The following is a 22,074-nucleotide window of genomic DNA, read 5'->3' as shown; positions in this document are numbered from 1 at the left end:
AAAACTAAAATGAACAAGAAAATAGCCTATACAGGATGCCTGGGCGTAATAGGCATCATTACTACTGAATTTGGAATAATCGGCATACTGCCACAAATTGCTGCACATTATGGGATTTCTATCGATAAAGCTGGAATATTATTAAGCGCTTTTGCGATGATCATTGCTTTAACAGGGCCATTCATGACCCTGTTTACTTCGGGTTTTAACCGTAAAACGATCATGTTAACAGCGATCTCTATATTTTTAATTACCGGAATTGTTTCTTCTTTTGCTCCGCCTTTCTGGTTATTAATGACCGTGCGTTTATTGCCTGCTTTTTTACAGCCTGTTTTTATTTCTACAGCAATTGCTGCTGCGGTTTCCTCCGGGGATAAAAAGTCTGAACACCAATTGATGGGAATTGTTATTGGAGGAATTGCGATTTCGATGGTCACTACAGTTCCTCTGGCTACTTATCTGGCTGGTGTATTTAACTGGAGAACCTCATTTATGGTGCAAACAACTGTAAGTGCCGCGGCTCTTTTTGGTTTATGGAGAACGTTACCTTCAATGCCTGTATTGGCTAAAAAAACTTATGGCAGCCAGCTTCAGATTTTAAAGAAGCCGTCCTTTTTAATCAGTGGTGTGGTCAATTTCTTAATGATCGCGGCCTGGTTTTCAACCTATAGTTATTTCGCAGATTACCTTGGGGAAATTAAAAACATGGACGAGAAAATGATAAGTTATATGCTTTTTCTATTTGGTGTGACCGGCATATTTTCCAATTGGGTTGCTGGTAAAATGCTGAGCAGAAGTATTCCTAAAACTGCTGCTTTTTTCCTTTCCGGGACAATACTAATTCCTTTTGCACTGTATTATTCAGGTACAAACATTTACATTAATATATTCGTTATTGCACTCTGGGGCTTCTTATATGCACCTTGTTTCCTGAATTCCGGAGCCTATGTAATCTCTGCGGCACCCAATACATTAGAATTTGCAAATAGTTTGGCCACTTCATTTGGCAACCTGGGGATTTCTACCGGAACAATTGTGAGCGGTTGGGTAATTGCGACTAAAGGAGTTCAAATGTCTCCCTGGGTAGGAATGTGTTTTGGCATTCTTGGTTTGATCATGATAGGAATGAGAAGTTTAATGGAAAAGCGTTTTCCAAACTGGAAGCCTGTTTAAATCTATATACTATGTCGTTAATAGTGGAAAAGTATCTGTAATCCCTTGTTTTGTATAAATGATCCTGGGCCTGTCAATGTAATTTTGATAAGAAATAAAAACAATAAAAATGGTAAAAATTATCATGATTACAGGAGCCTCCAGAGGCTTTGGCAGAATATGGACAGAAGCATTTTTAAAGCGGGGTGATCAGGTGATTGCAACGGCACGAAGTATCGATAGTTTAAATGATTTGGCTGACGTATATAAAGATGCAATATTACCTTTAAAATTAGACGTCAATAACAGGGAAGATTGTCTGCGGGCTGTTGAAATAGCAAAGGCTCATTTTGGAAGAATTGATGTACTTATAAATAATGCCGGATACGGTTTATTTGGTGCGATTGAGGAAACTAGCGAATTAGAGGCCCGCAGTCAGTTTGAAACGAATGTATTCGGGCTCTTATGGATGACTCAGGCAGTACTACCCGTAATGAGAGCTCAAAATAACGGTCATATTGTTCAGTTGTCAAGTCTCTTAGGTGTCGTGTCGTCTCCAGTGGTTGGTTTATATACCGCATCTAAATGGGCAGTAGAAGGCTTAAGCGAATCACTGGCTGCTGAGGTAAGTCAGTTCGGAATTAAAGTAACCATTTTGGAACCAAATGGATTTAATACAGATTGGAGTGGCCTTTCTTCACTTCATGCGAGTCCTTTAACCGAATATGACATTATTAAAACTGAAACCTATCAGCAATTCACACCTTCAAATTTTGGAGATCCGAAAGCAACAGTACCAACAATCCTGAAGCTAATAGATGAGTCAGATCCTCCTTTGCGTTTATTTTTAGGTAGAGTGGCTTTCGCTATAACCAGGGAAGTATATGCGCAACGAATTGAAACATGGTTAACCTGGGAGAAAGCTGCAATTGATGCACATGGGAAATAATAATTTAACTATATTAGTTAAGTGCTTAACTATTAACAATCTAATTAGGGGTTCATTATCATAAGGTCATGAAACATTTCAAAACTTTAAGCGAATTACACAAAAGCAATAACTATGCTTTGCCAGAAAATCCAATGCTGAGCCTGGTTTCCTGCACCTATTCGGAGTCTATTAAACACGTAGAGTTTACCAGTGATTTTTATTTGATTGTATTTAAAAAGATAAATGCGGGTCAGCTTATTTATGGGAAGACCGAATATGATCATCAATTAGGTTCAATGTTGTTTTTTAAGCCAAACCAACTTATTGAGATTAAAGATGTCGGTTTTCAGGAAGAGGCTTTTACAATTCATTTTCATGAAGATCTGTTGAATGGACACCCTTTATATCATGAAATTAAAAAATATAGTTTTTTTGATTACGAGGTTAATGAGGCGCTCCATTTATCTCCTAAAGAAGAGCAAACGATATGGGATTTATATTATAAAATAGAAACTGAATATGAAAATAGTCAGGATGAGTATAGCCGCGAAATTATTCTAAGCCATATAGATTCTATCCTGAAATATGCAAAGAGGTTTTATAAAAGACAATTTCTTAATCGCAAGGAACTTTCAGGGAAAATGGTGACCAGATTTAATGAGAAACTGTATTCCTATTTCCAAAAAGGCAGTTTAAAAAAATATGGTTTCCCTACAGTGAAGTTTATGGCTGAGGAATTGAATCTTTCTCCTGGTTATTTAAGCGATTTGTTAAAACAGGAGACCGGGAAAACCGCTATAGAGCTTATTCATATCTACCTTGTTTCCGAGGCTAAAAATATGCTGAAAGACTCGGATCTCTCTGTCTCAGAAATATCTTATTTGCTTGGCTTCGAGAATCCACCTTATTTTTCAAGACTCTTTAAAAAGGAATCTGGCCTGAGCCCGAGTCAGTTTAAGCACAAGCATATCAACTAAATTAAAAAATAATTAATAATTACTGCTGTGTTTAAAATAGGCGGTAAGGAATAAAACACCCAAAAAATTAAAAAAAAATGAAATTAATTGCTAAATACATATTCGCTCTTTTTCTTTTCATACTGCAAGTGAAAGGATACGCTCAGCACAACGAATCTTTAAAAGGAAAGAAAATACTTTTTGTAGTGACATCAAATGAAGAAGTCAAAAACAGTGGGGATAAAACGGGGATCTGGATTGAAGAATTTGCTACGCCTTATTATCTGCTGAAAGAAAGCGGAGTGGAGATTACCGTGGTTTCACCTAAAGGCGGGCAGTCTCCAATTGATCCCAGAAGTACACTGCCAGACTATACCACTAAGGATGTAAAGCGGTTTTTGGATGATCCTAACGCACAGAACGTCCTTCATCATACCCTTACGCTCAGCAAAGTAAATGCAAAGAATTATGATGCCGTGTTTTATCCTGGAGGGCATGGGCCGATGTGGGATTTGCCTGATAATAAGTATTCTATAAGTCTGATAGAATCATTTTATAACTCTGGAAAACCTGTTTCTTTTGTCTGCCATGGGCCTGTAGCACTAAAAAATGTAAAAACCAAAGCTGGAATTCCGCTGATCAAAGATAAAAAAGTAACAGGTTATGCAAACACTGAAGAAGAGGCTGGTCAGACTAAAAAATATATTCCTTTTCTTTTAGAAGATATGCTGAAAGAAAAGGGGGCAAACTATTTAAAGGCTGATGACTGGAACCCATTTGTGGTAACCGATGGTACTTTAATCACCGGACAAAATCCGGCATCTGCAATTAAGGTAGCTGAGGCTTTGATCACTGCCTTATCCATCCATAAAGATTAAAATAGAAAAAATGAAATCAATTGTAATTAATAAGTTCGGAGAAGCTTCCGAAGTTTTTGAAAATATTAAACAAGCTATACCTGTACCTAAAGAGGGCCAGGTGCTGATCAATGTACTGGCAACCTCTATTAACCCAATAGATATCCATTTGCGTAAAGGTAGTATGCCAGCCTTAGTTCCTGCTTTTCCAGCTGTATTGCATGGGGATGTAGCTGGGATTGTAGAAGAAGCAGGACTAAATGCTGGCGATTTTAAACGTGGTGATTTTGTATTTGGCTGGGTAGGCGGACTTGGGGAATCGGGTGGTGCTTTAGCCGAATTATTAGTGGCAGATTACCGGTTGCTGGCTAAAGCCCCAAAGCACATTAGCTATAAAGATGTTGCGGCTGTTCCATTAGTTGCATTAACTGCTTATGAGGCAATTTTTGAAAGGGCAAATGTACAACCAGGACAAAAGGTATTGGTTTATGGTGGGGTGGGTGGTGTAGGGCATATGGGAGTTCAGTTTGCTAAACTCGCTGGTGCCCAGGTATATGCTGTAGTGTCTAATGATAATGATATCGCTAAAGTATTAAGTTTTGGAGCTGATCATGCTATTAACTATAATAAAGAGTCAACTGAAGAATTCGTGCAGAGATTTACTGGTGGAGAAGGCTTTGATGTTGTTTTTGATACCGTTGGTAATCAAAACCTGGCAAATAGCTTTCAGACGGTTAAGCCTTATGGCGTTGTTGTCACTACAATTGCTTTAACAGAGGCTGATCTGACCCCGATACATCTGAAAGCGGCAAGTTTTCATGTCGTATTTCTGGTTATTCCAATTGCAGCTGATATACGCGATCTTAAAACCAGATTTGGTACAAATTTAAAGGTTATAGCTGATTGGATTGAACAAGGTAAATTAAAGATACATGTTGATCCTGCTGAGTTTAATTTTGATCATATAGTTGCAGCACATGAATATTTTGAATCAGGAAAGAGTAAAGGAAAAGTTGTGATTTCAAAATAGCTTTTAAGAGATACAAAATTTAGTGATATTTCAGATTGGTCTTGAGTGGTTGTTTTGTAGTGTTATAGCTTAATCATCGATTTTGACTGATGGAAAGGAAGCGGGGTATGAGTTAGAAATTCAGATCAGAGCTTTTCACCCAGAATGGTTATGCCGGGGCAGGGAAATCAAAATTACTTACCTGTTTTGTCTGGTTTGGAAGCTGGTTATATTGTGGTAACCAATGGAGCTATTTTACTATATACGTCAGGTTCGTATCCGGTATGAACCTGGCGTATATTCTATTTTTTCAAAAGTTCTGCCTCCACTGGTAGGTAAGGCATAATGTTACGCAAGGCACGCTCAATGTATTCTTCTTTTTCTCCAACTGGTACAACATAATTTAGGGCGTTTTTGACAGCCTCGATTCCTTCCAGCCGGGCAATAATCCATGCTGCAAGATAGTGTGAAGCTAAACAGCCGCCAGTAGTGGCCACATTGCCATTAGCGAAGAAAGGTTGGTTTAAAACATCTACACCAGCAGCTGTAACCCATGGCTTGGTTTTCAGGTCAGTACAGGCAGGTGTACCATTGAGTAAACCGAGTTTAGCCATGGTAAGTGTTCCGGAACACTGTGCCGCTAGTAACTGCCGCGCCGGGTCAAATTTTAAGCGGGCCATAAGCTCTTGATCTTCGATAACTTCACGGGTTTTTGTACCGCTGCCAAAGATAACTGCATCCGCTAAACATGCTTCTTCCAGTGTGGCCTGTGCTTCAATTACAACTCCGATCATAGAGCGGACTTTTGCTGTCGGAGAGGCGATAGAGACGCGCCAGCCTGGTGTTTTGATTCGGTTAAGAATACCTAATGCGATGAATGAATCCAGTTCATTGAATCCATCGAAGGTAAGAATGGCAATATGCATATCATTATTTTTTAGGATTGAAAATTTTAGTGTTCCTATGTTATAAGACAAATATACAGCTGCTTATAACGTATAATAAAGTACCAGTTTTATAAATTTTTATGGACACAGTCAGATTTTTCAACTGAAAACGATAGGCATATGCTAATTTTTTTTACGTATTAATTCATCAAGACTTGCTTTTCCAGGCCCAAGGATTAACAGCGTGAATAACATGAGCAGATAATACATAGGAATCTCGTATCCGTTTTCTCCTGCTTCAAAGCCATTGGCCCAATGTACAGTTACAATGGCTACAATCATCGTAATCATTAAAGGAATACTGATGAGACGGGTGCCCAGTCCTAATATAAGTAATACTACACCTAAAGCTTCCGTACCTGCTGCCAGGCAGGCGTTGAAATAAGGAGCGGGAATTCCTATAGTGCCAAACCATTCTCCAATAGCATTAATATCATTCCATTTCATTCTGGCCGGGGTGTAAAAGCCATAAGCCAGCGTTAACCTGATTAGTAAAAGGGGTAAGAAATCTGCTTTTTTAAGCTGATCACTCAGATAGCTATATGTTTGTTTGATTTTCATTTTTAGTCATTTTTAAAGCCGATGATCAGCCGTGATTCCATCGCCATCAAGATGAAATTCTGGCACATGGTTGTAGTTTCAATAGTTTGTTCAATTTTCAGCTCTTCACATAAACCGTCAATAAGTGCAGCCGCAGTTTGAGGTTTCTCTGATAAAAGCTCCAGTAGACGGACAAAGGCAGGAGAAAGATCTGTAAAACTAACATCTCCGGTTTCTGGTATACGGTGTATGCACAGGTAATAATCTCCTTTAGCTGCTGCTGTAATTTTTTTCGCCTTTTTAAGATGTACCGGAAAGTTAAAATGCTGAAAGTGTATTTCCGGGTTTAGTATGATTCTATCCTGTTCAATATTTCCTGTTATACTATAGTTGATCTCCTGGTCTTCCATCATAAAAAGCTCTACTTCCAGCCATTCAAACCATAATAACTCTAGTAAGACAGGATATTTATTCAGTATTTGCGGACGGGTTTGTTCCAGGTATTCATAAAACTCCCGGGGCATATACCAAACTTGTGGTGACTGGCAAGCATGGTTGCTGAAAAAATCGTGGGTAATCATTTGCCACTCACCAGCTTTGAGCAACTCATGGCTTAGCGGGAATGCGGATTGTAACATGTCATCTATAGCATTAAATACCAGGCGACGGTAATGGCCGATGTTTTCAATATTGATTCCCGGAATATCTTCCAGAATCCCTGTACGGCAGTAACTGGCCAATGCCAATTGATTAAGGTGTGTTTGTTCAAGCAGTAACATAAGACGTTGATTTTAATGCTGCCGTTTTAATCTCATTTAACCGGATCATTTCTTCCTGTAGTTCCTCCAGTTCAGGAATATTGAAATCCCGCTCCAATAACACAGGTACATCTCTTTTTAGACGGTGCATAGTATAGTCAAACAGATCAAATACAGGATCAATAATTGCTTCTCCATGCGTATCTATAATCAGGTTTTCTGATACTTGGTGATGACCAGCCATATGGATATAACTTACGCGTTCCATTGGCAGAAGATCAATAAATTGTTTTGCGTCGTAATTATGGTTGAAAGCATTGACATAAACATTATTTACATCCAGTAGCAGGTCACAATTGACTTCAGCAAGAATGTTATTGATAAATTCAATTTCAGTTATTTCCGGGGCTACCGGGCTGTAATAGCTGACAATTTCAATGGCTATTTTTCTTTCCAGCACATCCTGCACCATCCGGATCCTTTCGGCCACATGTTTTACAGCATCATGGGTAAAGGGGATAGGAAGGAGGTCATAAAGATGTGCATTGTCACATTTGGAGTAACTTAAGTGTTCTGAATAGATTTGTGCATTGGTTTCCTTAAGGAATGCTTTTACTTTTTTCAGAAACTGGAAATCCAGGGGATCCGGACTGCCAATGGAAAGGGATAAACCATGCGTGTATAAAGGATATTTTTCCAGAGCTTGTCTGAACTTTTTTTTCCAGAAGCCGCCTACACCAATCCAGTTTTCCGGGGCTACTTCTATAAATGCAGGTTGAATGATGTTGTTTTGCAGCATTTCTTCTGCAAAATCTTTTCTAAAACCGATGCCTACCATAACAACATTTTTTAAGGTGAGAAAGAGTGTTGTCCAAAGGTCCGGTCACTAATTGTTTCCGTATTGATGGCCAACACTCTTAAAATTTACTTATCCTTTTTTAGGAGCAGAAGTAGTTTTGGTTTTTCCTGCACCACATTTACCTTCGCCGCACTTACCATCTTTACCTTTACCGGCTTTAGTTTTAGAGGCGCCACATTTGCCTTCTCCGCATTTCCCGTCTTTACCTGTTTTTGTAGAGTCTGTTTTAGACTTTGCGCCACAGCTCAATTCCAGGGAGTTTGCACCACTAGCTTGTTTCGACAAGTTTGTTCTTACTACTTCTCCCGAACCCAGGTTACTGTAACGGAACATGCTGTTTGCGTTTGCACTCAGACCTGATACTGCGATAATTGCGCTAGCGATAATAGTACTTCTCAGGATGTTTTTTTTCTTTTCCATTGTGTCAATTTTTAGAATTTATTATTGTTTTGTTTTGACATTGGTCGCAGGAAAGAAGCCATCCTTACAAACTTTTTTATTTTTTTTTCAGAAAAGTGTGTTTTGATGGTTTAAGAGCAGTATGACATGCTTTTTGGGAGGGATGGTTTTGATATGGTTTTATGGCTAGTCATAATTGAGGTGTTATCAATAATTGCATTAGAATTTATATGGTTTGACCATGGTAAATGGCGAAAATTAATTTCATTTTTATTTGTACTTTTTATAGGTGGGCCAGCTGTGGCTTTGGTTATTTTTTTGCACAATATTTATATAAATAGACAATTAGTTGGGCACGAACTTGCCGCAAGCAGAGTAGTGAAAGAACTATATGTAAAAAAGAGTAAGAACAGCAGGACATTATACGCCATATTTTCTTATCAGGCTAATGGAAGAATCTGGAGACAGAATATGATTAATAAAGATAATCCCGAGATTTTTTTAAGGTTAAAGAACTAATATTTTACTGAAAAATATGTTGATCTGATTTTCTATTATCCTCGTCATAGGCTCTTGACTTATTATATACAGGTTTTTTTATGCTAAGGATGCTTTTTAATATATTCTTCCAGATCCCAGTCTGCTCCATTATTCCGGAGATAATTTTCAATTGGCTCCAGACCTGCTGCCTCTCTTAGTTTATCGATATTTCTCGGATCCAGGAGTCGGGCAGGGTAAAGGATCTTACCAGTTGATCCATCTCTCACCAGTTGTGTGCCATATTTTTGCGGAAGCTTTTGTTTTATAGAAATCCTATCTTCCAGATAAGCAAGGGAACCTGGCATGGCATCTCCTTTTTTTACAGCTTGTTTTAAAATTGGCAAATACTTTAATTGATTCTCTAATGAGGAATGTTGGATAACAAGAAATAAAGTCTGAGCTCCTTCATAACCAATAAGTTTTGGACCTGGCCAGCCAAGGGAATCAATAATATGACTTACCGTTTTGAAATTAATAACATCCAGTTTTTCTACTTCTGCCCATTTATTTTTAGCTTCAGTAGATTGTCCTCCATATTTTTTTTCATAATCCAATGCCTTTAATCTTTCTTCCTGATCAGTCTTACGTACATTCGCTAGTAAATCTGTAATTTCTTTATTCTGTCCTTTCTCAAAAGTTTCCTTTGTTTTCAGATAAATACTTGTTATTTTTTTCCATCTTGGATCATTACGCAGATTATCGAAATCACTATCTTTAGGTAATTGGGTGTAAAACGTTAGAAATCTTTCATCATTGACGGCTTTATTTAAGATGTAAAATGCTGAATCCGGTTGCTTGGCTAAAGACCATGAGCATGCCGCATTATATCCCGCACCGGCTATGGATTCAATTTTTTTAGTTTTATAATTATCTAAATATGCTTTACTGAAAAAAGTGCCGGCATCTTTATACTTCTTATCATTGTAATATTGATAAGCCTTAGTATACAAATTATAGAAATTATTCTGGCTAAACCCCATGTTTGTGAAAGTAAACAAGCATAAAAATAAACTTAAAAATATTCTCATTATCATCATGTGTTAGTTAGTCCATTGTCCCTGATAGGGGTCATAATTACATTTAGAGGGTTTGGACATAATGCCGTCAACTGTATAAGCTCTGCAATCACTGCATACATATCTATATTCACAATCCTGGCAAACAGAAATCTGATCTTTATTTATCGTCCACAGTGACTGAAAATCTTTATTTTCAGCTATTTCGATCAGGGAAGTCTGATTTGTATTTCCGTATGATGTCTCCATGGAAGGACAATTTTTAATTTCTCCGTTAATATCAATTGATATTTTTCTGTTCAGACAATTATTATGGGTGATATTTTCCATAAATAAATGAACTTCAGCAGGCAGAGTCATTACGGCCTGATTAATTATTCCACATGAATTGCATGAAGTAATTTCTTGTTTTATATAATGCACATATCCAAGGGTGTTCAAAATAATATTCAGGTCAGATTCATAAATTTTGTTAAATGGAGAGCTGTAAATTGTGAACGAAATCATCGGGAAGGATACTGTTAAAGACTGATATTGAGCCAAGGTTATACTATCTTGATATTTTAGTAAAAGCTGGATACTGTTAAGGTCCCGGGAACTGAACTTCAAGATCAGTTCAGTAATAAAACTGATGTCGGGCGCATAATAAATTCTGATTTGGAGAAATTTACAATTCAGTTTGTCTAACTCGGCAGACAGTTTATCCACATCATAATTACTCTGTTCATCTATATCAATTATCGCATTATTAATGGGGTTAGGGGAATCATATTCCAGTTTTAGTGGCGGGAAGTTTGATATGTCATCTACAATTTCCGCAAAATCATTATCAATAAAGCTTTCTATAAATAAACAGAGTTGACTGGCGGATGCTTCTGAAACTAAGTTGATAACATCATTGATTTTTCTAGATTTGAACTCGATCACTATATCATAATAATCATTTTCAATAAAAAACCATTTATTTTTGTTCAAATCGCAAACCATTGTTCTGGTATAGCCTTTTACAAAAAAAATATCAGCATAGATGTAAAGGTACTTGCCGGCAAATTCTTTTAAATATTGAGAGGTTTGAATCATTCTTCTTCAATTTGAGAAAAGTCAACAATTTTAGAGATCAGCTTATTTGCCTGCGAATAAATCGCATAAGTTCTAAGTCTTTCAGAATAAGGAGGTGAAAAATTATAAAAAGTAGAATCTAATTTTTTATAATGTACAAAATTATAAAACAGTGGCAATGTTTTTTTTTGATCGTCGGTAAGAATAACTTTTTCAAAATGGTCCATGTTCTTTGTTAATAAAATTGTTTATAATAAGCGGGCAAGCTCTCTTTCCAGAAAATAATTACATTTATTAGAGTAGAAAGTGAATTGTCCAACCGGGTTTACCTCCAGAAATATGTAATTCCCCTCCCGGTCAACAATCATATCAATCGATCCCATTTTAAGATGCAAATCTATCATTAACAATTGCAGTTTATCTTCTATCTCATTTGGTAACTGATAAGGAAGATGTCGGGGAAGTTCTTTTGAATGTTTTCTACTGTCTACGCTGGTTGATTCATTTTTCTGGGAAAAAATTACCGTTGAATAAAATTTGCCGGCCAAATAAAATACCCTTAGCTCGTAATTTTTTCTTATTTCTTTTTGGAGTAAGGATGGGAAGAAAGTAGAAGAGAATTTAGCAGCTTCCTCTGTGTTTACTCTTTCTGTATAGGAAAAGTATCCATATTCCTTTTTAAGTGCATATACGCCATTGTCAAAAGATTTAGTAATTAAGTTACCATTGCTATTAATCTTTTCTTCCAGCTTTTTCCGATCAGAAATAATAAAGTTTTCTGTAATTTTCAAGCCAAAGCGCTTCGCTTTTTCGAGGATAATTAATTTGTTGACATTGGATGAGAAATATCCACCAAATCGTTTTTCTATGTTTTGTTCAATTAAATAATAAAGATATTCGGTGAGTACATTTGATTCAGCAAGAAGTTGTTTTTTTGCATAATCACGGTCGCCTGCTATTACATTTTCAACGATTGAGTTTTTTATTTTTATACCAAAAGATTGAGCTGAAAAGCTATTTCGTCTATACCAGACACTATCACAAGTTAGAAGGTCATATTGTTTGCCTTGCTGTTCTATAATAATTTTATCAGAAGTAATTTCTACAATTCTGGTATAATCATCATTGCCATTTACTCTTATGAATTCTTTTTTATAGTAAGTTAGCCAGTCAATTATGCCATTAGAGCTACCATCATTGTTTTTAGTAAGTATTAGAACCATTCATTTTTTTTAAAACTGTTTAATTAAAAAGGCTTTAAGTTGTTAGATGATATGGAGAGCTTAATGAAAGTTTAATTCAGGCAGCTGCAATGCTGCCTGAATTAAATACTAAATCAATTACTAATCACTATCACTGTCACTGTCGCTATCACTATCAGTAATAGAAGATGAACTGCTTGAACTTGAAGATGACGAACTTGAAGAAGAAGAATCATCAGGCGCCAGCTTTCCACCCATGATTTTTTTCAATTCTTCGCTGTTAAGGACATTGCTTTCCTGAACAATTTTAAATGGTTTTAAAGTCATAATAATGGTTTTAGTTTAAATTTTTCCTACTCTTTTAAGGATTTTCAGATTACTCCTAAAGAATTTATACATGTAATTAATACAGAGTTGTTTATATATTTAATCAGTAAAAATGGATAATTGATCTTGTTTTGGTATTAATTTATTTGCTTTTATTAAGTAATTAATTACAAATTATGAAAAATATAATGTCAATGCAAGTTTATTTTAAATTTTTAAATTTATTTTATATAATATTAGTTATTTATATGATTGATAAGAGTTGTTTTTTGAAATATAATTTCTTTTGAAAAATAGTTAAACTGCTTTATAACCTGTAAAAACGAATATTTAAGATTGTCCTGGACGGGTATTTATAGGGTATAATTAAGCTGGATTTACAGAATGATAAATATTTGTTTTTTACAAATCATTTTTCTCTCATTAAATACTTTCACCATAGCAGCGTCGTAATCTGCTGACAGCACATCACTTTTTACGTTTCTCCTTGCGCTTTTGATAATTTTCTATTAATGTATTGGTGTTGTCAAGAGATTCTTCTGCGCTAGTACCAGTATAAGCATGATTGAAAGACTTGATACTTGAATAAAAGTGCTCTGCCTCGAATAAAAGCCCATTTCCGTAGGAAACCGGTATTTTCTTTAATTTGTAATCCCAGTCTATTCCTGTTTTTAACCCGATAAAGCCTGTATCGGCATTGGTATGATTATTATAACCACAGGAGATGATCTCCTTTGATCCGATAACACGGAGATTTCTATGCGGAGCAGTGTTAAAACTACAATTTAGTTGTGCCACAACACCTTCCTGATGTCTTAATCTTGCAGCTATAGAAGTATCGAACTGACTCGCATTGAATTCCCAATAAGCAAATATTCTGTAAAGGAATGTGCCATGTTCGCAGTTCCAATGATGCCAATTTTTAATATTTTTTCGTCTTTTATTTCATGTGATAGTATCTATTGGTAAGAGATGCTGGTAATCAGTCATTTGCGACCCAAACAAATTGCAGAAAAATCGGCTATACTTATAATAACAACGACAAGATATTGAATTAGCAATTACATTTGCATAGGAGTACACCGTTAAGTAATGAATGTTAACTAACGTTATGGAAGAAAATTTCAAGGAAAACATTGACAGTCAGGATTATATATCAGTAGATACTTTTTTTTCCTGTCAAGTAGAGCGGGCAGCTAACCTGATCAGTGGTAAGGGGATTATTCCTGTAATCACTGCACTAAGAAACTGGGGCTGTTTTTTAAAGCATAACGTTTAACAGTTTTAATGGAACGCCATATGCAAAACTCTATACTCAGTGAAATATTCAAAGGAGTAAATTTTTCAGCAGCTGAAGAAGAAGTAGTCTTTAATAAATTCAAGAAAATCCTGATTAGTAAAGGAGATATACTCCTGAGCGCCGGGCAGTCTGTCTCTTATCAATACTATGTACGCAGTGGATGCTTAAGGACGTTTTTCCTGGATGAAGCAGGAAAAGAATATACAGTTCAGTTTGCTGTGAATGACTGGTGGATAAGTGATTATACGGCTTTTTTTACTGGTGAAAAATCGATGCTTTATATTGAGTGTATTCAGGAAGCCGAAATATTTCAGATATCCAGGGAAAGCATGGAGAAATTATATCATGAAGTTCCTGCAATTGAGACTTTTTACAGAAAAAAAATGGAACGTTTCTTTTCGAGTTTTCAAAAAAGAATACTTTCTGACCTGGCGCTTCCGGCAAAGGAAAAATACCTGAGGTTTGTTAAAACCTATCCGCAGATTGAGCAAAGCATCAAAAATTACCATCTTGCGTCTTATTTGGGAATAACTACGGAGAGTTTAAGCCGTATCAGAAAAGAACTGGCTCACCAATAGTATCTTATCGTAGAATTTAAGTTGACCCCGTCTAAACAGGATCAACTTAAATATTTATTCCAGGCAGCATTAAACTTCTAAAATTGCGATTATCTTTTGAGCTGTTTCACGCGCAGAGGCGGGATTTTGACCGGTTACAAGGTTTCCGTCAGCTATACTGTGCGAAGACCAGGGGATAGCTCCATGAAACTTTGCACCTTGAGCTGTAAGAGCCGACTCCAATAAAAATGGGACATCGTCTTTAGCATAGTTGTTCTCTTCCTCGTTAGTGAAAGAGGTAACGTTTTTATCTTTAAGCAAGAATGTTCCGTCACTGAGTTTTACATTGAGCAGCGATACCGGGCCGTGACATACCGCACCAACAACGGCATTTCTTTCATAGGCTTCTGCAATTACTTTTTTTAGTAAAGGATTTTCCGGCATATCTACCATAGGAGCCAAACCACCGGGAACAAAGATTGCATCATAAATGCTTGCATCCACTTCAGCAAGTTTACGGTTGTTCTTCATCTTTTCCCATCCGCCATCTTGCAGGAATTTCGCATTTAAAGGCTCTTCCTTTGCTTCAAGATTGTCTAACCCAGGTTCTTCTCCGGTGATGCTTGCAAAATCAATATGGTAGCCTGCTGCATCAAACTCTACGTAAGGATGGGCAACTTCATCAAGAAATACACCTGTTGCTCTATTTTTTTTGCCAATCACTTTGCTATTGGAAACTATGAATAAGATTTTTTTTGACATGATTAAATTAGTTTGATATTATAAATAATGAGACTGATAGGTTAAAATATGTACTGTTAAAACAGTTTTTTTAGCAGGGTGACCTCCCTGATTTCCAGGTTTGGAATAATCTGACCAAGTACAATTTGCTGGTAATGCTCAGAATTTTTATGGATCTCAAGTGCATCAGCATCTGCGTAGCGCTCGTGTAAAAAGAGTTCATTCGCATTATCCGCCGATTGGTAGATATGGTATGAAATATTTCCTTTCTCGTTTCTTGTCTTGTCTGCCAGCTCCGGCAAGAGGTTCAGTATGTCAGCTGTTTCGCTTTCTTTGATTTTCCACTTTACGATCAATTCCTTTTCCATTTCAATAATTATTTGTGATTGTTTAAATTCATAGTCAAATATCCCCGGTTAAATGGATGAGAAAATTGATCTATGGTAATATCGGTCTGAACCCTTTTTTTAAGTTAACAGGGGCGGCAGTTGGTGATACCCGTATTGAAAGACGACTGAAAAGCCTTTAGGCCGATCATAAGACAATCGGAGAGATTGGTAACACAGATGACAGATGTATTGATAGAAGATGACGAATTGCTTGAATAGCAAATTGTTAAGGATGTGTGAATTGGCACATCAAAAAGGAGCAAGCGAGGAGCAGGCGAGAGTGAAAAACTAATGCTTTTCAGAAAACATTAGTTTTTCCGACGGATTTAAGAGTGCAGCGGTTCAAGGTGCTGGTAAGTATTGATGAGCACGCCTGTGGGTAACCTTCGTATTAAGGAAGGCGAGTTCTCGCGGATTGGCGCTGTCCGAAAAAAAGCGTTTACCACGACCCAGCAATACCGGGTAGACAACGGCTTCTAATCCAGCTGGAGTCCGATAAGGTGTTGTCCATCCGCCATGCGTGAAACCTTCGCCATTTTCCTGCTGGATTATACCATCTATTGAGATATGCCCATGATTCTGATCTTTCTCATTTTCTTTGCATTACTTAAATATTAGCATAAAGTTAAACGAATAGGGTATAGGTATGAGGGGGTAACTGTGACAATATGAGGGTGTTTTTGAGACACCCTCCTGTTTTTATTTGCCATAGAAATCCGGTGTAGGATTCAGGGATTTATTCTGCCATTGATGCCAGTAAGGGTAAGTTGGCGGTACAGTGCTGGCTTCATCCAGTTTCTTCACCTGATCTGTGCTAAGGTTCCACCCAATAGCCTCCAGATTTTGTTTCAGTTGTTCCTCATTACGGGCGCCAATAATAATACTGGATACCGTTGGTCGTTGTAACAACCAGTTCAGGGCAACTTGTGCTACTGTTTTATTTGTTTCTTCAGCTACTTCTTCTAATGCATCAATAGTGTTGTAAAATACCTCTTCTTTAACCACCATCTCTGGAACCGGACTGCCACCCTGTGCTACTCTTCCTTCTTTTGGAACAGGCTTATTGCGGCCATATTTGCCACCTAACCGGCCAGCAGAAAGAGGCGACCAGATAATAGCGCCTACATTTTGATCAAGTCCAAGCGGCATCAGCTCCCATTCATATTCACGATTTGCCAGCGAGTAATAAACCTGATGAGCAACATAGCGGTTCCAGCTGTTTTTCTCCGAGGCTGCCAGCGATTTCATCAAGTGCCATCCGGAGAAGTTGGAGGCGGCAATATAACGTACTTTACCACTTTGTACCAGGTCATCCAATGTTCTCAGTGTTTCCTCCACTGGGGTATTTCCATCAAAACCATGCATGTGATACACATCGATATAGTCGGTACCCAGACGCTTCAAACTACCCTCAATCTGTTTCAAAATATGAAAACGGGATGAACCCTGGTTGTTTGGCCCTTCACCAAAAGTAAAGGTTGATTTAGTAGAAAGGATCAGTTTATCTCTTTGTTTACCGGCGATAGCTTTTCCAAGTACTTCTTCTGCCAGTCCGTCTGAATAGATATCTGCGGTATCAAAAAAGTTGACACCTGCTTCCAGGCAAATATCGATTAGTCTTTTTGCTTCTTCGGCTTCTGTACTTCCCCAGGCTTTGAAAAAATCATTGCCACCACCAAATGTGGCTGTTCCAAAACTAAGTACTGGTACATGTAATCCCGATGCGCCTAATTGTCTGTATTCCATTTTTCTTTTTTTTAATATATGATCTATTAATTCGCGTTCACTTTAATACGTTCCACCAGGTATGGAGGTTTCCGTAAATCTTTACCCTTGTTATAGCTGGGGAGACGGTTCCACTGTCCCAGAGTCACATACAAATAACCGTTTCGATAAGCCAGGCCGTCGGGCCAGACAAAGTTATCTTTATCGTGCGCAAGCAAATGATATTTGCCGTCGGCTGTTCGCTGTACAAGAGATTGCTGCTCAAAGGCACCAAAATAGATGTTTCCTTTTTCATCTTCCGCCAATCCGTCGCAGGCAGGATGTTCGCCTTCATATTTCACCGAATCACTTAGCTGCTGTGTGCTGATAGCTGGATTGCTCAGATTTGACGTGGGCAGGCTGTACATCCGGCGACCAGTGATCGCTGTCCAGTATAATGTTTTACTATCGGGGCTGAGTGCTAAACCATCGATGCCACCAGAGGGAAAGGTTTGTTCTTTAAAACTATAGTTGAGAGGTTTACCCTCCAAAAAGGCCATAAATCCAGGTTCGGGCGAGGTGCTGTAATGGTTAAGCAAAACTTCTCTCGTTTTACCAGTTGCCACATCTATAACCAGTAAGGAGTAACGCTCTCCGAAACCAGAATTTGCAATGTATACTGTACCTTGCGCGCCATGTGACAGATCTACCCGCAGGTCATTGTAATGAGCATCATCAGAAAGTACTGGCTTTGGGATCACCAGTGTATGGAGAATCTTCTTTGTCTTGCTATCCAAAGCAACCACTTTGGCGGCACCTTCCGGTATTTCTTTTATTCCATCACGCTTACCATCATCCAAAATCCACAATACATCATTTTTATCCATATATAAACCATGTGGTGATACCAGCCAGTCCTTGAAGGATTTGGATGATGGATAGACATATGCTGCATTTGGGAAGGGGACAGGCTTCCCATCAATTAATTCTGCAAGCGCAAATGACTGGTGGTTGTCAGCATGACGTGGAAAACCCAGAAATACCCTGTTGTCTGAAGTTACAGCGATACCAGACATATCGGGTGCAGGAGGTATTATTCTTGCAATTACTTCTGGTTGTTGCTGCTGTGCTATTAGCTTACTGCATGGACCTATACTTAAGAGTAAAAAAGATACCCGGATAATATATTTCATTGTATTTATTATATCTTATTTTTTTAATGGCCCTTTGCTCACTTCTTTTCCCGCTTTGTACACGGCGAAGATTTTGCGGGTATTTTTAATGTCCGTAGCTGGATTGGCATCTGTGATCAGCAAATCTGCTATTTTCCCTTTTGCTATGGTACCGTATTTCTGGTCGATCTTTAACACTTTAGCCGCATTTCTTGTACCTGAAGTAATAGCTTGTAATGGAGTTAATCCAGCCTGTACCATCAGTTCCAGTTCAAGATGTTCGCTAAAACCCTGCGCCCTTACTGGCGTAGCGCCACTATCTGTACCCATCGCTATCAGGATACCTGCATCATTGAGCTTTTTAAGGTTTTTAAGCGCCGTTTCAAAAGCCTTTACATTTTTAGCATAATCCGGTGAATTTTTCAGGTCGTTCTGGTATTTCTCTGAAGTAATCATTTCATATACGCCGGGTTCCAGTGAATTTTTGAAAAAAGGATCGTTGAGCCATTCCGGTTTACGCGCGTAGATATAAGCAAATTCATCCAGCGACAAGGTAGGGATGTAAACTACATTTTTCGCTTTCATCTGCTGTACCAGTGCATCATCGATGACACTGTCCCTGATACTGTGTCCGATAATATCAAGGCCATCATTAACGAGTTTGCGCGCATCGCTCAGATAATAAGCATGTGCTGCTACACGCAGATTGCGCTGGTGTGCCTCGGTGATAATCCGCTGATAGATTTCGGGCTTCATCTTCGTAAACTTACCACCAAAATCATCTACCCACATCTTTACCACTTCTGGTTTTGTCTTTAACAGGCTGTCCATTTCTGCGGGTACTTGTGCTGCGGAGGCAGGACGGAATACATTGTCCATTCCAAATTCTACGGGCGGCGCACCTTTAGGAACGCCAAAACCATAACCAGCGGAATGTATCCGTGCACCAGGCAGTAAGCCGTTCGCTGAAGAATCACGAAGACCACTTTCAAATAACTGCGGCCGGTCGGTACCCATGATCATAACATTGTTAACACCATAGTCCTGATATTTTTTCAGCTGGGCGATAATATTGTCTCGTGTATAATTTTCAGCTTTAGTGCTTGTCCCTTTCAATGTACCAATATGCATATGCGCACTGATGAGTGCTGGCATAATGGTTTTACCTTTAAGGTCAATAACATGCAGCCCGGCAGTCTTCAACTTGCTGCCTATCGCGGCTATGCTGTCACCTTGTATCAGGATATCCATATGGTCTTGCGGCTTGCCACCGTTGCCATCGATCAATGTAACGTCTTTCAATAAAGTTCCGCCATTATCGGATAAATCTGCACTTTTGAAGGAAGGCATCAGCAGAGTTGTGCTGAGTAATAAAGTTCCTGTGATGATTATATTTTTCATTGGAATATTGTTTTTCATGTGCTTATTACTAACCTTCAGAAGCGATGCTTTGTTTTTCTGAGCGTTATAATCCCGGCTTTCTTACAAAACTCGGTAAAGCTATTTTGTTTGCTTTGTAGAAATCTGGTGTTTTGTTGTAGATTTATCCTAATCTTTGCGGGCCTTTATGAAGAAAACACAGTTTGATCAGTTAGTAATACATGATTTTGAAGAAAAAGTATTCCACCTGCCTGCACATAGCCATACTTATTATGAGCTTGTGTACATCCGTAAAGGTTGTGGGATTCATCTGCTAAACAACAATAAAATCCCATATACTACAGGAGACTTATTTATTCTGAGTCCTGAAGATCACCACCATTTTGAAATTAAGAGAAGTACGCATTTTACTTTCATCAAATTTACAGACAGTTACTTTGCAGGACATAAGATGAACAGGCCGGATGCATTAAACTTGTCTACCCCAGAAGCTATCATGAGCCATAAGCTGCTGAAAGAAGTGAAACTGAAAATGGACGAGCCGTGTATTTCTATTCTCCGGAAGATCATAGAAAATATTGTGGATTATAATTGCCGCAAAGACGTTGCTTCTTCTCCACTGGTTTATTACCAGATCCTGTCTATATTCGGACTGATCAGGGAAGCAGCAGCAAAATTGAGTATCCGTATTGATGATGGTGAGCCCGGCAAGGAGGAACTGATTTCTTATATTCATCAGCATATTTATGATCCTTCACTGATCAGGATCAAGCATATTGCTCCTCACTTTAATATTGCTGTTACCTATTTCAGTGACTATTTTAGAAATAAGTTTAATATCAGCTATCGGATCTATATAAATGAATACCGAATAAAGCTTATTGAAAAGCGGCTGAAGGATCCTTCGTTAAGTATGAAGTATATCGCTGACGAATTTGGATTTACAGATGAGAGCCATTTGTCGCACTTTTTCAAAAGCATGAGGAAATTGAGTCCGATGAACTTCAGGCAGCAACAGTAAGCAGACAGGAAGTTTTAGATTATAAATAATAATTGTAAAAATTGGTTAAATTAGCCATATTAAGTGACCAAATAATTTCCTGAAAACAAGCAATGAAAAATAATTAATGGACAAAATTAATTTATCAGTTATAATCGCTGTAATAGCGATGTTCATTTCATTATTTCTATCATTTTTTCTGGTTACAGTCAAAACAGAACATAAGTTAAGTAATCGTCTTTTTGCTTTTTTTCTGGTTTTAAATGCAATTGATCTTAGCATAAATTTGGGCTACTTTTTTGAAATCCCTTTAAATGCAAGAGTTTTTATTAGCTCTGTTTTTTTCTTACAACTTCCAGCATTTTATTTATACGTCTTATCCGTCTGTTATGTCGATTTTAGGCTAAAACCCAAGCATCTAATTCATGGGATTACTTTTTTAATAGCCAATCTGATTTTATTACCTCGCTTTTATACTGTCAGCCTGGCTTCTAAAATTAGCTTCCTTAAAAGAAGCAGTAGTATGCCGGAAATACAGTTCAATCATATTTTAGTACATATTCAAATTATATTATACATCATTGCGGCTTTTATGATATTAAGAAAAGCAAAAAAAATATACCTTGAAAATTATGCAGGAGCAAGTATGGAGTCGCTTAATTGGCTATTTCAGTTTACTGCGGCACTGTCAGCTTTTTATTTTGTTGCGCTGTTAAAAAACATCTTTAAATTTACTGAATATCCTAACATTTCCGAATGGTTAAAAACTGGACTTTTCTTATTTGAGCTGATCATTGTTTTTTGGTATTTATATAAAGCATTAAATAATCCAGGCCTGTTTAGAAATATCGATTCAAGATTAAAACTTGTAGCGCATATTATTTCCGAAGACAAAAATAGTGTGCAATTAGTTGTACGTGAAAAAGAGTACAATGAAGACTTACTGAAATTAAAGAGATATATGATAGAAGAAAAGCCATTTCTTAATCCTTCTTTAACTATTCAGGATGTCTCTAAAGACCTTAAAATTCCTGTTCGGGACTTATCAGTTTTAATCAATCATAAATTAGAACAGCATTTTTATGATTTCGTGAATACCTATCGTATAGAAAATGCTATGGATATTTTAAGAGATGTTACGAAAAGTAAGGTCACTGTTTTAGAAATTCTATACGAAGTAGGTTTTAATTCAAAATCTTCTTTCAATACGGCCTTTAAAAAACACACAGGTAATACACCTACTTATTATCGTAAAAGTCTGTAAAACAGTTTTTTGTAA

At 37.5% G+C, this 22,074-nt stretch carries 24 protein-coding genes; 9 read left to right on the top strand and 15 right to left on the bottom strand.

All coding sequences use genetic code 11. From position 1 onward, the window contains the following. Nucleotides 1-9: 9 nt before the first annotated feature. The 5 genes from HDE70_RS11665 (at nt 10) to HDE70_RS11645 (ending at nt 4,926) form a co-directional block, all read left to right on the top strand. Nucleotides 10-1,173: an MFS transporter gene (locus HDE70_RS11665; RefSeq protein ID WP_183890228.1), complete on the top strand. Its 1,164-nt coding sequence runs from the start codon at nt 10-12 to the stop codon at nt 1,171-1,173. A gap of 109 nt (nt 1,174-1,282) precedes the next feature. After that, a complete protein-coding gene (locus tag HDE70_RS11660; RefSeq protein ID WP_183890226.1) occupies nt 1,283-2,101 on the top strand; it encodes an SDR family NAD(P)-dependent oxidoreductase in 819 nt (272 codons plus the stop codon). Nucleotides 2,102-2,169: 68 nt separating this feature from the next. Next, nucleotides 2,170-3,060 (top strand): helix-turn-helix domain-containing protein, encoded by an 891-nt coding sequence (locus tag HDE70_RS11655; RefSeq protein WP_183890224.1) that lies wholly within the window; start codon nt 2,170-2,172, stop codon nt 3,058-3,060. A 77-nt stretch (nt 3,061-3,137) separates the two neighbouring features. Continuing rightward, nucleotides 3,138-3,917 carry a type 1 glutamine amidotransferase domain-containing protein gene (locus tag HDE70_RS11650; protein ID WP_183890222.1) on the top strand — a complete coding sequence of 260 codons (780 nt, stop codon included), beginning with the start codon at nt 3,138-3,140 and terminating at the stop codon, nt 3,915-3,917. Nucleotides 3,918-3,927: 10 nt separating this feature from the next. Continuing rightward, on the top strand, nt 3,928-4,926 hold the full coding sequence (locus tag HDE70_RS11645; RefSeq protein WP_183890220.1) for a zinc-binding dehydrogenase: 999 nt from the start codon (nt 3,928-3,930) through the stop codon (nt 4,924-4,926). A gap of 281 nt (nt 4,927-5,207) precedes the next feature. Here HDE70_RS11645 and HDE70_RS11640 read toward each other — a convergent pair whose 3' ends face one another. From HDE70_RS11640 to HDE70_RS11595, 10 genes are all read right to left on the bottom strand, one after another. Next, nucleotides 5,208-5,831 (bottom strand): DJ-1/PfpI family protein, encoded by a 624-nt coding sequence (locus tag HDE70_RS11640; RefSeq protein ID WP_183890218.1) that lies wholly within the window; start codon nt 5,829-5,831, stop codon nt 5,208-5,210. A gap of 144 nt (nt 5,832-5,975) precedes the next feature. Further along, nucleotides 5,976-6,413 (bottom strand): DoxX family protein, encoded by a 438-nt coding sequence (locus tag HDE70_RS11635; protein WP_183890216.1) that lies wholly within the window; start codon nt 6,411-6,413, stop codon nt 5,976-5,978. Nucleotides 6,414-6,415: 2 nt separating this feature from the next. After that, nucleotides 6,416-7,171 (bottom strand): DUF2063 domain-containing protein, encoded by a 756-nt coding sequence (locus HDE70_RS11630; protein WP_183890214.1) that lies wholly within the window; start codon nt 7,169-7,171, stop codon nt 6,416-6,418. Continuing rightward, nucleotides 7,158-7,988, bottom strand: a complete 831-nt coding sequence (locus HDE70_RS11625; protein ID WP_183890212.1) for a DUF692 domain-containing protein — start codon at nt 7,986-7,988, stop codon at nt 7,158-7,160. The genes HDE70_RS11630 and HDE70_RS11625 overlap by 14 nt, the downstream gene beginning before the upstream one ends. A 90-nt stretch (nt 7,989-8,078) precedes the next feature. Next, the gene (locus HDE70_RS11620; protein ID WP_183891001.1) at nt 8,079-8,429 is read right to left on the bottom strand and encodes a hypothetical protein; all 351 of its coding nucleotides are present in this window, start codon (nt 8,427-8,429) and stop codon (nt 8,079-8,081) included. 581 nt (nt 8,430-9,010) lie between these two features. Then, on the bottom strand, nt 9,011-9,976 hold the full coding sequence (locus HDE70_RS11615; protein WP_183890210.1) for a DUF6624 domain-containing protein: 966 nt from the start codon (nt 9,974-9,976) through the stop codon (nt 9,011-9,013). 12 nt (nt 9,977-9,988) lie between these two features. Then, nucleotides 9,989-11,044: a grasp-with-spasm system SPASM domain peptide maturase gene (gwsS, locus tag HDE70_RS11610; protein ID WP_183890208.1), complete on the bottom strand. Its 1,056-nt coding sequence runs from the start codon at nt 11,042-11,044 to the stop codon at nt 9,989-9,991. 227 nt (nt 11,045-11,271) lie between these two features. Next, complete coding sequence (gene gwsG, locus HDE70_RS11605; protein WP_183890205.1) at nt 11,272-12,246, bottom strand: grasp-with-spasm system ATP-grasp peptide maturase; 975 nt, start codon at nt 12,244-12,246, stop codon at nt 11,272-11,274. A 120-nt stretch (nt 12,247-12,366) separates the two neighbouring features. Next, nucleotides 12,367-12,552, bottom strand: a complete 186-nt coding sequence (locus tag HDE70_RS11600) for a hypothetical protein (protein WP_183890203.1) — start codon at nt 12,550-12,552, stop codon at nt 12,367-12,369. Between the two features lie 468 nt (nt 12,553-13,020). After that, nucleotides 13,021-13,350: a hypothetical protein gene (locus HDE70_RS11595; protein WP_183890201.1), complete on the bottom strand. Its 330-nt coding sequence runs from the start codon at nt 13,348-13,350 to the stop codon at nt 13,021-13,023. A gap of 313 nt (nt 13,351-13,663) precedes the next feature. Between HDE70_RS11595 and HDE70_RS11590 the strand changes: the two genes are divergently transcribed. Together HDE70_RS11590 and HDE70_RS11585 are read left to right on the top strand one after the other, a co-directional pair. Next, nucleotides 13,664-13,831 (top strand): hypothetical protein, encoded by a 168-nt coding sequence (locus HDE70_RS11590; protein WP_183890199.1) that lies wholly within the window; start codon nt 13,664-13,666, stop codon nt 13,829-13,831. A 20-nt stretch (nt 13,832-13,851) separates the two neighbouring features. Continuing rightward, a complete protein-coding gene (locus HDE70_RS11585; RefSeq protein ID WP_183890197.1) occupies nt 13,852-14,430 on the top strand; it encodes a Crp/Fnr family transcriptional regulator in 579 nt (192 codons plus the stop codon). A gap of 69 nt (nt 14,431-14,499) precedes the next feature. On the opposite strand, the gene HDE70_RS11580 is transcribed toward HDE70_RS11585, so the two are convergent. The 5 genes from HDE70_RS11580 to HDE70_RS11560 all read right to left on the bottom strand — a co-directional run bounded on the left by HDE70_RS11580 (nt 14,500) and on the right by HDE70_RS11560 (nt 19,816). Next, nucleotides 14,500-15,171: a type 1 glutamine amidotransferase domain-containing protein gene (locus HDE70_RS11580; RefSeq protein WP_183890195.1), complete on the bottom strand. Its 672-nt coding sequence runs from the start codon at nt 15,169-15,171 to the stop codon at nt 14,500-14,502. Nucleotides 15,172-15,227: 56 nt separating this feature from the next. After that, complete coding sequence (locus HDE70_RS11575; RefSeq protein ID WP_183869795.1) at nt 15,228-15,518, bottom strand: putative quinol monooxygenase; 291 nt, start codon at nt 15,516-15,518, stop codon at nt 15,228-15,230. 720 nt (nt 15,519-16,238) lie between these two features. Beyond that, nucleotides 16,239-17,285: an aldo/keto reductase gene (locus HDE70_RS11570; protein ID WP_183890193.1), complete on the bottom strand. Its 1,047-nt coding sequence runs from the start codon at nt 17,283-17,285 to the stop codon at nt 16,239-16,241. Nucleotides 17,286-17,311: 26 nt separating this feature from the next. Beyond that, the gene (locus HDE70_RS11565; protein ID WP_183890191.1) at nt 17,312-18,436 is read right to left on the bottom strand and encodes an L-dopachrome tautomerase-related protein; all 1,125 of its coding nucleotides are present in this window, start codon (nt 18,434-18,436) and stop codon (nt 17,312-17,314) included. Nucleotides 18,437-18,451: 15 nt separating this feature from the next. Beyond that, nucleotides 18,452-19,816 carry an amidohydrolase family protein gene (locus HDE70_RS11560; RefSeq protein ID WP_183890189.1) on the bottom strand — a complete coding sequence of 455 codons (1,365 nt, stop codon included), beginning with the start codon at nt 19,814-19,816 and terminating at the stop codon, nt 18,452-18,454. A gap of 166 nt (nt 19,817-19,982) precedes the next feature. Here HDE70_RS11560 and HDE70_RS11555 point away from each other — a divergent pair, with 166 nt between their 5' ends. Then, a complete protein-coding gene (locus HDE70_RS11555) occupies nt 19,983-20,816 on the top strand; it encodes a helix-turn-helix domain-containing protein (protein WP_183890187.1) in 834 nt (277 codons plus the stop codon). 106 nt (nt 20,817-20,922) lie between these two features. Further along, entirely contained in the window at nt 20,923-22,059 is a 1,137-nt protein-coding gene (locus HDE70_RS11550) for a helix-turn-helix domain-containing protein (RefSeq protein WP_183890185.1), read from the top strand. Nucleotides 22,060-22,074 lie beyond the last annotated feature (15 nt).

This window comes from Pedobacter cryoconitis (assembly GCF_014200595.1).
GTDB classification, from domain to species: Bacteria; Bacteroidota; Bacteroidia; order Sphingobacteriales; family Sphingobacteriaceae; genus Pedobacter; species Pedobacter cryoconitis_C.
The sequence above is the reverse complement of the archived record's forward strand: the minus strand, read 5'-3'. Positions and strand labels throughout refer to the sequence as shown.

What these genes read in the sequence shown, in the direction of transcription:
- HDE70_RS11665 (WP_183890228.1), top strand. Translation starts at nt 10, where the DNA reads ATGAACAAGAAAATAGCCTATACAGGATGCCTGGGCGTAATAGGCATC.
- HDE70_RS11635 (WP_183890216.1), bottom strand. Translation starts at nt 6,413, where the DNA reads ATGAAAATCAAACAAACATATAGCTATCTGAGTGATCAGCTTAAAAAA.
- gwsS (WP_183890208.1), bottom strand. Translation starts at nt 11,044, where the DNA reads ATGATTCAAACCTCTCAATATTTAAAAGAATTTGCCGGCAAGTACCTT.
- HDE70_RS11575 (WP_183869795.1), bottom strand. Translation starts at nt 15,518, where the DNA reads ATGGAAAAGGAATTGATCGTAAAGTGGAAAATCAAAGAAAGCGAAACA.
- HDE70_RS11570 (WP_183890193.1), bottom strand. Translation starts at nt 17,285, where the DNA reads ATGGAATACAGACAATTAGGCGCATCGGGATTACATGTACCAGTACTT.
- HDE70_RS11620 (WP_183891001.1), bottom strand. Translation starts at nt 8,429, where the DNA reads ATGGAAAAGAAAAAAAACATCCTGAGAAGTACTATTATCGCTAGCGCA.
- HDE70_RS11555 (WP_183890187.1), top strand. Translation starts at nt 19,983, where the DNA reads ATGAAGAAAACACAGTTTGATCAGTTAGTAATACATGATTTTGAAGAA.
- gwsG (WP_183890205.1), bottom strand. Translation starts at nt 12,246, where the DNA reads ATGGTTCTAATACTTACTAAAAACAATGATGGTAGCTCTAATGGCATA.
- HDE70_RS11550 (WP_183890185.1), top strand. Translation starts at nt 20,923, where the DNA reads ATGGACAAAATTAATTTATCAGTTATAATCGCTGTAATAGCGATGTTC.
- HDE70_RS11600 (WP_183890203.1), bottom strand. Translation starts at nt 12,552, where the DNA reads ATGACTTTAAAACCATTTAAAATTGTTCAGGAAAGCAATGTCCTTAAC.
- HDE70_RS11645 (WP_183890220.1), top strand. Translation starts at nt 3,928, where the DNA reads ATGAAATCAATTGTAATTAATAAGTTCGGAGAAGCTTCCGAAGTTTTT.
- HDE70_RS11580 (WP_183890195.1), bottom strand. Translation starts at nt 15,171, where the DNA reads ATGTCAAAAAAAATCTTATTCATAGTTTCCAATAGCAAAGTGATTGGC.
- HDE70_RS11655 (WP_183890224.1), top strand. Translation starts at nt 2,170, where the DNA reads ATGAAACATTTCAAAACTTTAAGCGAATTACACAAAAGCAATAACTAT.
- HDE70_RS11650 (WP_183890222.1), top strand. Translation starts at nt 3,138, where the DNA reads ATGAAATTAATTGCTAAATACATATTCGCTCTTTTTCTTTTCATACTG.
- HDE70_RS11590 (WP_183890199.1), top strand. Translation starts at nt 13,664, where the DNA reads ATGGAAGAAAATTTCAAGGAAAACATTGACAGTCAGGATTATATATCA.
- HDE70_RS11615 (WP_183890210.1), bottom strand. Translation starts at nt 9,976, where the DNA reads ATGAGAATATTTTTAAGTTTATTTTTATGCTTGTTTACTTTCACAAAC.
- HDE70_RS11640 (WP_183890218.1), bottom strand. Translation starts at nt 5,831, where the DNA reads ATGCATATTGCCATTCTTACCTTCGATGGATTCAATGAACTGGATTCA.
- HDE70_RS11585 (WP_183890197.1), top strand. Translation starts at nt 13,852, where the DNA reads ATGCAAAACTCTATACTCAGTGAAATATTCAAAGGAGTAAATTTTTCA.
- HDE70_RS11565 (WP_183890191.1), bottom strand. Translation starts at nt 18,436, where the DNA reads ATGAAATATATTATCCGGGTATCTTTTTTACTCTTAAGTATAGGTCCA.
- HDE70_RS11630 (WP_183890214.1), bottom strand. Translation starts at nt 7,171, where the DNA reads ATGTTACTGCTTGAACAAACACACCTTAATCAATTGGCATTGGCCAGT.
- HDE70_RS11660 (WP_183890226.1), top strand. Translation starts at nt 1,283, where the DNA reads ATGGTAAAAATTATCATGATTACAGGAGCCTCCAGAGGCTTTGGCAGA.
- HDE70_RS11625 (WP_183890212.1), bottom strand. Translation starts at nt 7,988, where the DNA reads ATGGTAGGCATCGGTTTTAGAAAAGATTTTGCAGAAGAAATGCTGCAA.
- HDE70_RS11560 (WP_183890189.1), bottom strand. Translation starts at nt 19,816, where the DNA reads ATGAAAAATATAATCATCACAGGAACTTTATTACTCAGCACAACTCTG.